Below are 10,093 nucleotides of genomic sequence, written 5' to 3' on the forward strand. Positions count from 1 at the left end.
TTGACGGTTACAATAGGGTCACATTTAACACTCAGTATTCATAGAAGAGGGAGGTTAATTGTATGAAGAAAAAGCGGAGATTGATTATTAGGTCAACAGTATTAGGGGTAATTGCCCTAGCTCTTGGTTATACATTTTATAGTAATTTCTTTAATGACGAGGAAACTCAAGTTCAGGTGGGAGATGAGGCTCCTAATTTTGTGTTGGAAGATTTAGAAGGAAATAGAGTTGAATTAGAAGAGTATAAGGGACAAGGAGTCTTCTTAAACTTTTGGGGAACGTTTTGTCCACCTTGTGAGAGAGAGATGCCTTATATGGAGAACCAATATCAAATTTATCAGGATCAGGATGTTGAGATCTTAGCTGTCAACGTTGGGGAAACAGACCTTGCTGTGTCCAGGTTTGTGGATCGCCATGAATTGACCTTTCCTATTCCCATGGATAAAGGGTCGGATGTAGTTGATCGATATGGGGTCCGACCACTGCCAACTACCTTTCTTATCGACTCAGAAGGCATAGTCACAAAAGTAATCACAGGGGGCATGACGGAAGAACATATCTCAGACTATATGGAAAGCATCACCCCTTAATAGAAAGGAGAAGGATAATGAGTAAGATTACTTGCAGTTGCGGGCAAGTAAATCCCGAGGGAACAGACATATGTCAAGGATGCGGAAAGCCCCTCACAGAAAATGTAAAGAACAAACAGTCTATATTAGATATGAGGTACGAGGGTGCTGCCAGGCGCTCACAAACCTATAACAAATCACTTATAGATAAAATTTGGAACTTCTTTTCCTCTGTTAAAGTAGGGGTTGGAATTATTGTTATTTTATTGGTTTCTTCTTCGTTAGGGACCTTTTCCCTCAAGAATTATACATCCCAAGAACTGGAGATCCGGGACAGTACTATTACGAAGAATACGGAGTGGCCGGTAAAGTTTTTTATGACTTAGGATTTCACAACCTATACAGCTCTTGGTGGTATATGCTTCTAGTGGCTGCCTTAGGAGTTTCATTACTTATTGCAAGCATAGACCGCGTTGTGCCACTTTATCGCTCTCTCAAAAATCAGAAGATGACAAGACACTCTTCTTTTTTAAAAAGACAACGCTTTTTTAGCCGAACATATGCAAATACTGCAGAAGTAGATAACATTCTGTCAAATTCGATGTCTGCGTTACAAGCAAAAAAATATAAGGTTCGACAAGAAAATGGTAACCTCTTTGCTGAAAAAGGACGGTTTTCAAGGTGGGGTCCCTATGTTAATCATTTAGGGCTTATTATATTTTTAATTGGTGTCATGCTTCGATTTTTTCCAGGCATGTATGTCGATGAAGTTCTGTGGCTCCGTGAGGGGGATAAAGCAGTGATCCCTGGAACAAATGGAGAGTATTATTTGGAAAACGAAGAATTTAAAGTAGAACTTTACGATCAAGAAGATGAGCTGTTTGGAGAAGCCATTGCTCGTGCAGGCGGTATGGTAGTTGAAAACTATCAAACAAACGCAACATTGTATAAGAGTATGGCTGGAGAGGTTGTTGGTCAGAATACACTCGAAGAAAAGTTCAGTGGTGAAATTCGAGTCAATGAACCTATGAAGTTTTCCAGTTTTGGTCTTTACCAAGTTGATTACAAATTAAACGAGTTTAGTAACATCACTTTTGCTCTTGAAGATAGTGAAACAGAAGAAGTGCTCGGGGAATTTACTGTCGATCTCTTCGATCCAAAAAATATGTATGAGGTAGGAGACGGGAACCGTGTCGAGTTACGAGAGTATTATCCTAACTATTTCTTAGATGATGATGGTTTACCTAGTACAGAATCAAGTATCCCAGATAATCCGGCCTTTATTTTTGACTTTTTCACACCAGATACACCTGAAGGAGAATCCAGCTTTCTTGGGATAGGAAGGAATGTGGAACCTATGGGTGAGGAGGACAACCAATATCAAATCCGCTTTGCAGATATTGACACTCACAATGTAACGGGTTTAACAGTGAGAAAAGATCAAACACTAGGGCTTATTAGTGTTGGAGGGGTGATCTTTATGATCGGCCTGGTGCAAGGAAGTTATTGGAACCATAGGAGAATTTGGATTCAGAATGTTAACGGAGAGGTGTGGATGTCGGCTCACACAAATAAAAATATATATGGCATTAAAAAAGATCTTGAATCTATTTCAACTACAACCGGTTTAATACCACCAATAGACCAAAAAGAAAAAGAGGGAAAGGAGAGATAGAATGGCTTCCATAAGTAGTGCTCTTTTGCTGGCAGCCTTTTTTATCTATTTAATAGCTACCGTATTTTTTTCATTAGCTGTCACAGGAGAACATAAACAAAAAGAAGCGAAAAAGAACAAGAAATGGGACAACGTTGGTTTTGCTCTTGCTACACTAGGATTGGTTTTGCAACTCGGTTATTTCATAACAAGATGGATAGCTGCTGGCCATGCCCCCATTAGTAATATGTTTGAATATACCGTATTTTTAGGAATGACGATCTCTTTTGGTTTTTTAATTCTTCATTTAATTTATAAAAAGAGTGTGCTTGGTTTATTTACAATGCCTCTTGTTACAATCATTATTGCTTACGCTTCTGTATTCCCAACAGAAATATCGCCCTTGATTCCGGCTTTACAAACCTATTGGCTTCAAATCCATGTTTCGACTACAGCGATCGGTCAAGGGATTTTAGCCATCGGCTTTGTCGCTGGTCTTGTTTACTTAATCCGTGTCGTGGATCAAAGTAAAAGAAGCAAACAAACCTTTTGGCTTGAAGCAATTATGTTTACAATGGTTAGCGCGGTTGGCATAGCGTTTACACTTTTCCTTTTTAGTTTGCTTAATTATGAAGTTACATTTAACTGGGTTAACGAGTTGGAAACGGAATCTCAGATTGATTACCAACTTCCAGCAATTGTAGGTCCTCATGAGGGAGAATTTGCTTCCTCGAGTAATGGGAATTTTGGACCTCTTTTTGAAACTCCTTCCTGGATGAATGGAGTGGAGTCCCCAAGAAAGTTTAATACATTCTTATGGTCCCTTGTCTCAGGAATTATATTATATAGTGGGCTAAGGGTGTCATTACGAAAAAGAATTAGCGGAGCAATCCAACCATTGCTAAGTAAGACCAACCCTCAATTGTTTGATGAAGTGAGTTACCGATCTGTGGTCATAGGATTTCCAATCTTTACATTAGGGGGACTTATTTTTGCTATGATTTGGGCACAAATAGCCTGGACAAGGTTTTGGGGATGGGATCCTAAGGAGGTTTGGGCCTTAATTACTTTCTTATTTTATGCTGCTTACTTACATTTACGTTTATCACGAGGATGGCATGGAGAAAAGTCTGCCTGGCTTATGGTTATTGGGTTTGCGATCATCATGTTTAACCTTTTATTTATCAATTTAGTCGTAGCCGGTTTGCATTCTTATGCTTAATAGTTAAGGAGGAAAATAATGGGAGATGTCACCATTTTACTAGCCTTTGGGGCGGGCGTGTTATCCTTTGTTTCCCCGTGTAACTTGCCTTTATATCCTGCTTTTATTTCTTATATCACGGGAGTATCGGTAGATGAATTAAAGAGGGAAGACAAGAAATTGCCACCTTCAGCGATTATTCATACGATCTTTTTCTTGCTAGGGTTTTCAATTATTTTCGTAGTACTTGGAATGTCTACGAGTTTCATAGGTTCCTTGTTTATGCAATACAATGATTTTATTAGGCAAATGGGTGCTATATTTATCATTTTGTTTGGTTTAGTTATCCTTGGCATTTTCCAACCAAGCTTCTTGATGAAAAACAAACAGTTGAAGTTTAAAAAGAAGCCATCTGGCTATGTCGGGACTAGCTTTATTGGAATGGGTTTTGCTGCTGGTTGGACACCATGTATTGGACCTATCCTTGCTGGGGTTATGGCATTGAGCCTAACAAATCCAGGGTCTGGGATGATGTATATGGCGATTTACAGTCTCGGTTTTTCTATTCCATTCTTATTGATGACATTCTTTATTGGAAAATTAAACATCATTAGGAAATATAGTTACCAAATCACTAAGATAGGTGGATCTGTTATGGTGATAATGGGGGTGTTTTTGTTTTTCGATTGGATGACACAAATTACTTCTTTTCTAGTTAATCATGTATTTGGCGGATTTACAGGATTTTAAAAGAGGTTATACTATATGAACAAATAAACTGTATCAGTTAACAGTACCCAAGAATAGAAAAAAGAAGACTGCATGAGAGATAGGAGGATACATTTTATGATAAAGATAAAGTACGGTCTATTCGCATTAGGGATATCTTCATTAGTGTTGGCTGCTTGTGGTGATTCGGATAGTCCCGATATAGGAGTAGATTCTTTTACCCATGTCCACGGTCTTTCATATGGAGCCGATGCTCCTTATGATTTATACATGAGCACACACCATGGACTTACTAAAAATGATGAGGAGAGAAATTGGGAGTGGGTTGGTGAACCAGAAGAACGACATGATTTGATGGCTTTGCCATTTCAAATGAGGGGACAATGATTTCAAGTGGTCACCCCAATGCACAATCAGATTTAGAGAATCCCTTAGGGCTCATGATTAGTGAAGACGATGGGGAAACGTGGGACCAATTGCCTTACATGGAGAAGTCGATTTTCACTTATTAGAGGTAAATGCCAATGACCCAAGCATCATTTATGGGATTGATAGCCATCAAGAAGGGCTCTTTAAATCAACGGACGGAGGTTACAATTGGGACCGTGTAGAAGCAAGCGGATTTCCTGACAGTGGATCCATTGCTTCCATTGTTTCCGATCCAGGGGATCCTGAATCTTTACTCGCAGGAACGGAACACGGGATCTTACAGTCAGATGACGGGGGAGAAACATGGGAAGAAAAAGATAATACCAGAGTAATGTATAGTGCTACGGGTGCAGGAGAAGCTGGACATATTGTTGGCTATGTGGTGGATCACCAATCGGCAGTCCTTGCAAAAAGTGATGATTTTGGAGAAACATGGGAGTCACTTCACTTATCCCTTGAAGAAGATGTAGGAACTCATGTAGCTGTCCACCCTTCCGAGGAAGGGGTGTACGCTGTGGGTACTTTCCATGAAAATTTATATGAAACGAGAGATGGAGGGGAAACGTGGGAGTTGCTTGCTGAAGAAGGAGTACCCGGGGGGCAAGGGAATTAGTTTTTAATAGCTCTGTTTTTCTTCAGTACCCCCAGGTTTCTCATCTTTTCCACTAATTCCTTTTTAGGGGTCAAGAAAAGGAATAGGGGAATGCTTCATATTAAGGAAGTTAACTTTCTCTAAAGGAAGTTAGCTCTGTGAATTTAGCATAGTTAGATAAAGAATTTGCTTAACTTATGTATTTGTTAGTTAGTGGAGGTAAGGCTCGATGGGGAATAGGAAAATCCTGATTGTTGATGATGAGTGGTCCATGCGTAACCTGCTAAAAATCTATTTACACAAAGAAGGGTTTGATTATAGTGAGGCAGCTAATGGAAAAGAGGCCTTACAAACGATAGGATCTTACTCTTTTGAAGTGATAGTGCTGGACCTAATGATGCCCGACATGGATGGGATAGAAGTTTGTAGAAAGATCCGAGACCAAAGTGACGTTCCTATTTTAATGCTAACAGCACGAAAAGAGACGAAAGACAAAGTGGAGGGTTTAAATATGGGGGCAGATGACTACTTAACAAAACCCTTTGAACCAGAAGAACTTGTAGCTAGAATAAATTCTTTAATAAGAAGAAAAAGTACAAGTTTCCTCCCAACAGTGAAGGAAAAGGTCCTCAAGATTGACGGTTTAACCATTGATCATGTCAGCAGGAAAGTTATAGTACACCAATCAGTCATAGAAGTTACCCCTAAGGAATTTGATTTGCTTCACTTATTGGCCAACCATCCTGAAAGAGTTTACACTCGTGAAAACATTTTAGATATTATTTGGGAAGGGGATTTTATTGGATATGAACGCACGGTAGATACCCACGTAAAAAGCATTCGGTCCAAGTTACGAAAAGCTGGATTACCGTTTAATCCAATTGAAACGGTATGGGGTGTAGGTTATAAGTTCAATCCGGGACATAAACAATGAAGTGGAATAGGATCAGTGTAAAGCTGGGCGCTATTATAATTACCCTTTTCCTTTTGGTTTTACTGCCATTAGGTTTTGTCATTAACCAAATCCTCTCAGGTTTTTTCCATCAACAATTGGAAGAGGAGACCAGTCAATTATCTTCTCATTACGCCAGTTTAATTGAAAATAATCAGGATGATATGATTGTCCCAATGATTCAAAGAATGGCTGAACTCTCTCAAATTCCTATGTATATTACCAACTCTGAGGGAGAAGTAATAGCTCTTGCCCACCTTGCTGGGGTAGAGGAAGGACAGTTAATTACTCAGGATGAAATGACGGAACTTTTAACAGGTCGTACAGTAGAAAGTCTTTATGAAGACCCGGAAGGACAGTCCTATTATGCGATAGGCACACCGTTTTTCTCCGAGAACTCCTTTGAAGGAAGTGTATTCGTCTTATCTACTATGGAAGGGTTGGAGCAATCCCTCCTTCAAGTAAGAAACTTGTTACTGCTATCTGGGGCAGGAGCCTTTTTTTTAGCACTAGGATTTACCATTGTAGTATCGAAAAAATTATCTACACCCTTATTGCAAATGGAAAAAGCAACACGCAAAATTGCGAAGGGAGAATGGGAAACGACAGTACCCAGAATTCAGGAGATGAAATTGGTTCGTTAGCTAATGCGATTAATGACCTTGCTAGCGATTTGAAAAGATATAGAGATACCAGAAGAGAGTTTTTTGCGAATATATCTCATGAGTTAAAAACCCCTATTACCTATTTAAATGGGTACTCCAAAGTGTTAAAGGAAGGGCTATATCAAACAGAGATGGAAAAAAATGAATATTTAGATATTATCCAGGGTGAATCCCAAAGGTTGTCGCAACTTATTAATGATATATCGGATCTTTCACAAGCAGAAGAAGGAAAGATAAGTTTGGAGCTCGAATGGGTGGATTTATCTGAAGTTCTTGAAGGGGTTATAAGAAAGACAGCTCTCAAAGCTAAGGAGAAAGGTTTGGATATTCATTTGAAAATTGATAATCACCTTCCTTTAATATATGGGGATGGTTTACGTTTGGAACAGATCTTTCTAAACTTAGTTGAGAATGCAATTCGCTATACAGACAAGGGTTTTATTTCTCTTAGCACTCTAAAATCTGACAAACAAAATGTGATCATTCAGGTAGAAGACTCAGGAAAAGGAATATCCAAAAAGACCTCCCCTATATCTTTGATCGCTTCTATCGTGTGGAAAATCTAGGCACGTCAATATGGAGGAACTGGGTTAGGGTTAGCTATTGTTAAAAACCTAGTTGAACTTCATAATGGAACTATTGAGGTATCGAGTCAATTGGGAAAAGGAACAGTAATTATAGTAGCTTTCCCTATTAATAGGAGGGAGAAAAGGGATGGGGGGTTTTGATTGGTTTGTAGCTGCGGTGTTAGTTGTGATTGGTCTATCATGCTTAACCATGTCGGCCACATGGATGTTCAGTCCTGATTCCTTACAATATTATGCAGCAACTCTTTTTCATATCTGTTTGTGGGTAATGACACCCTTAGCCGTACTTCTTCTTGTGTATATAACACTTAGAATGTATATAAAAACAAAAGGGAAAAGCATTAAGAATAGAGATTGAAAACATTAAGGATAGGATGGAAAAGACATTTAATTTAATAGTAAAGGGGGGAACTTCCCATTCGGAAGTTCCTTTTTTACGGTGGCTTTTCCTACATTTAGCCTCTTTGCAAACAAGGGCTAAACCCTTTTCTAAAACAGCCTGAACACCTTTCCCTCGTTAATTTTTTGTGTGAATAAGCTCATTTTCTTCCTAAGTACATACTTCTTTCACAATCTTTTGTTAAAGTAATTCCGTTATTAAATTGTTAGAGCGAAAGGACTGTGTTGATAGATAACTTGTAAGGTCGGTATTTTACACTCCAAGAGTTTAAAAGAGAAAACAAATGTAATAAGGGAGAGTGAAGTGTGAGAGAACTTAACACAGAAGAAAAACAGTATGATATTAACATTCTTTTTGTTCTATTTTTATTTGCTGTAATTAGTTGTTTATACATTCTTTACGCCCAGCAGATGCCTCAATACAATGAAAATTTTGCTGTCAGACAATTGATTTTTTACTTTGTTGCCTTTGGCGTGGTTTTTGCAGTCATTCATTTTGATTTTGAATACTATGCTAACTTGTCTTGGGTGCTTTATGGGTTTGGTCTGTTTATGTTGCTAGCCCTTGAATTCGCCCCACAATCAATTGCCCCTACTATTGCAGGGGCGGTACGATGGTTTCGAGTTCCTATCATTGGTTCTTTTCAACCCTCTGAACTGGTCAAAATATTCATAATCATTACTTTAAGTACTGTGATTTATAAACATAACCTTCAAAAAACCGCGGCTAATCTTAAAGTCGACTTGTGGCTCCTATGTAAGATGGCATTCGTTGTTCTCCCACCTGTACTTCTACTACAGAGACAACCAGATATGGGAATGGTTATGATGACAGGGGCTATTTTTCTCTCCTTAGTTATTGTATCTGGAATTTCCTATAAGTTAGTATCCTTGATTATTGGAGGACCAGTATTACTATTTACTGGCTTTATTTTTGCTTTTTTCCGGTTCCCAAGTTTTGTTGAACAATACTTTTTCAACTTTATATCTGATTATCAAGTGAGGAGGTTTTACGGCTGGCTAAACCCGGCAGAATTCTCAGATGAAGGGTATCAAACAGTTCAGGCAATGACGGCAATTGGGGCAGGACGGTTATATGGAAATCCAGAGGCAGATGTTTATCTTCCTGAAGCCCATACCGATTTCATTTTTGCGGTGATAGGAATGGAACATGGATTTTAGGAGCTGCTCTAGTTATCACTCTTTACTTTGTTTTACTGTATCAAATTTTGATGACGGCCCTTCGCTGCCATAATAGTTTTGGCACCTACTTATGTGCAGGGGTGATTGGTATGCTTTCGTTTCAAGTGTTCCAGAATGTTGGAATGAACCTTGGGATTTTGCCAGTAACCGGATTTACACTGCCTTTACTAAGCTACGGAGGAAGTTCTCTTATTGCTACAATGTTTGCAATTGGTATTGTCCTAAGTGTAAGCTATCACTCAAAAAAATATATGTTTGAAAGTCAGGAATGATAAAAGTAAATTACATCGTTTGCATAATCATTAGCAACCATTTCGGATCAGAATATTAGTTATGGTGGTATGATAAGTGGCTCAAGCAACAGAATAGCCAACATGATGGAAGCTATAAAAGCTTTATTGAATCCTAGCCTGAAAAAGAGAGTTTTCCATAATAAACGGTAAGTGACAAGGGACTGCAAACAACTTGTCCTAGCGAAAAGTCTGAAAACCAATAAAGGAAACTCAATATTTTCCGTTTAGTAGGAGTTTCTGCAAGGAAATAGAGCAATAGTGAATTCTACAAAAAGGAGAGGATCGGATTGATACATGAACAACGTCAACAAATGCTTCAAACGTTAAATGAATGCATTCAGGAATGCGAACACTGTTATCATGCTTGTTTACAAGAAGAACATATAAATATGTTGGCAGACTGTATTCAATTGGATAGAGAGTGTGCTGACATATGTGCGCTAACCGCAAAAGCATTATCTCGTGAATCTTATTTTACTAAGGATTATCTTGAACTATGTGCAAAAATTTGTGAAGAATGCGGGAAAGAGTGTGAAAAACACGATCAGCATGAGCATTGCAAAAGATGTGCTGAAGCTTGCTTTAAGTGCGCGGATGCATGCCGAAAGGCTATTGCCTAAAAAGACTCTCATTATCGGCTCCGAGGTTCGCTATATTCGGAGCTTCTTTGAGATTTGTCTCGAAGTGAGCTGAAAGCATACCAAATTACCAAAAAGTAATTATTGTGCAAAAGAAAGAATAAGAAATAAACATAGAGAAAATAGTATATTCGCTTTTTTTGCGACCTGGTAAAACCTATATCTGTAACCATAGCAAATGG

At 38.6% G+C, this 10,093-nt stretch carries 9 protein-coding genes and 3 pseudogenes; all 12 read left to right on the plus strand.

Features of this window, described 5'->3' with window-relative positions:
- The first annotated feature begins 62 nt into the window (after positions 1 to 62).
- Positions 63 to 590 carry a thiol-disulfide oxidoreductase ResA gene (gene resA / locus JCM19033_RS21110; protein WP_054637812.1) on the plus strand — a complete coding sequence of 176 codons (528 nt, stop codon included), beginning with the start codon at positions 63 to 65 and terminating at the stop codon, positions 588 to 590.
- A gap of 17 nt (positions 591 to 607) precedes the next feature.
- A pseudogene (locus tag JCM19033_RS21115) lies at positions 608 to 2,244 on the plus strand (cytochrome c biogenesis protein ResB).
- A 1-nt stretch (position 2,245) separates the two neighbouring features.
- On the plus strand, positions 2,246 to 3,445 hold the full coding sequence (gene ccsA, locus JCM19033_RS21120) for a cytochrome c biogenesis protein CcsA (RefSeq protein ID WP_054637813.1): 1,200 nt from the start codon (positions 2,246 to 2,248) through the stop codon (positions 3,443 to 3,445).
- Between the two features lie 18 nt (positions 3,446 to 3,463).
- A complete protein-coding gene (locus JCM19033_RS21125) occupies positions 3,464 to 4,174 on the plus strand; it encodes a cytochrome c biogenesis CcdA family protein (protein WP_054637814.1) in 711 nt (236 codons plus the stop codon).
- Between the two features lie 96 nt (positions 4,175 to 4,270).
- Positions 4,271 to 4,540, plus strand: coding sequence for a hypothetical protein (locus JCM19033_RS21130; protein WP_054637815.1), 270 nt, complete (start codon positions 4,271 to 4,273; stop codon positions 4,538 to 4,540).
- 79 nt (positions 4,541 to 4,619) lie between these two features.
- A complete protein-coding gene (locus JCM19033_RS21135; protein ID WP_054637816.1) occupies positions 4,620 to 5,195 on the plus strand; it encodes a YCF48-related protein in 576 nt (191 codons plus the stop codon).
- A 208-nt stretch (positions 5,196 to 5,403) separates the two neighbouring features.
- Positions 5,404 to 6,108 carry a response regulator transcription factor gene (locus JCM19033_RS21140; protein ID WP_054637817.1) on the plus strand — a complete coding sequence of 235 codons (705 nt, stop codon included), beginning with the start codon at positions 5,404 to 5,406 and terminating at the stop codon, positions 6,106 to 6,108.
- Positions 6,105 to 6,770: a hypothetical protein gene (locus tag JCM19033_RS21145; RefSeq protein WP_054637818.1), complete on the plus strand. Its 666-nt coding sequence runs from the start codon at positions 6,105 to 6,107 to the stop codon at positions 6,768 to 6,770. Before JCM19033_RS21140 ends, JCM19033_RS21145 begins: the two co-directional genes overlap by 4 nt.
- Positions 6,722 to 7,519: pseudogene (locus JCM19033_RS21150) on the plus strand (sensor histidine kinase). The gene JCM19033_RS21145 and the pseudogene JCM19033_RS21150 overlap by 49 nt, the downstream one beginning before the upstream one ends.
- The gene (locus JCM19033_RS21155) at positions 7,506 to 7,736 is read left to right on the plus strand and encodes a hypothetical protein (protein ID WP_054637820.1); all 231 of its coding nucleotides are present in this window, start codon (positions 7,506 to 7,508) and stop codon (positions 7,734 to 7,736) included. Before JCM19033_RS21150 ends, JCM19033_RS21155 begins: the two are co-directional and overlap by 14 nt.
- Before the next feature lie 452 nt (positions 7,737 to 8,188).
- A pseudogene (locus tag JCM19033_RS21160) lies at positions 8,189 to 9,252 on the plus strand (FtsW/RodA/SpoVE family cell cycle protein).
- 308 nt (positions 9,253 to 9,560) lie between these two features.
- Entirely contained in the window at positions 9,561 to 9,893 is a 333-nt protein-coding gene (locus JCM19033_RS21170; protein ID WP_054637823.1) for a four-helix bundle copper-binding protein, read from the plus strand.
- Positions 9,894 to 10,093 lie beyond the last annotated feature (200 nt).

The sequence above is a fragment of the Thalassobacillus sp. C254 genome, from assembly GCF_001310615.1.

Bases quoted from the DNA above. Each gene is read 5' to 3' on its own strand.
- JCM19033_RS21155 (WP_054637820.1), top strand. From the start codon at position 7,506: ATGGGGGGTTTTGATTGGTTTGTAGCTGCGGTGTTAGTTGTGATTGGT.
- JCM19033_RS21125 (WP_054637814.1), top strand. From the start codon at position 3,464: ATGGGAGATGTCACCATTTTACTAGCCTTTGGGGCGGGCGTGTTATCC.
- resA (WP_054637812.1), top strand. From the start codon at position 63: ATGAAGAAAAAGCGGAGATTGATTATTAGGTCAACAGTATTAGGGGTA.
- JCM19033_RS21145 (WP_054637818.1), top strand. From the start codon at position 6,105: ATGAAGTGGAATAGGATCAGTGTAAAGCTGGGCGCTATTATAATTACC.
- JCM19033_RS21130 (WP_054637815.1), top strand. From the start codon at position 4,271: ATGATAAAGATAAAGTACGGTCTATTCGCATTAGGGATATCTTCATTA.
- JCM19033_RS21140 (WP_054637817.1), top strand. From the start codon at position 5,404: ATGGGGAATAGGAAAATCCTGATTGTTGATGATGAGTGGTCCATGCGT.
- ccsA (WP_054637813.1), top strand. From the start codon at position 2,246: ATGGCTTCCATAAGTAGTGCTCTTTTGCTGGCAGCCTTTTTTATCTAT.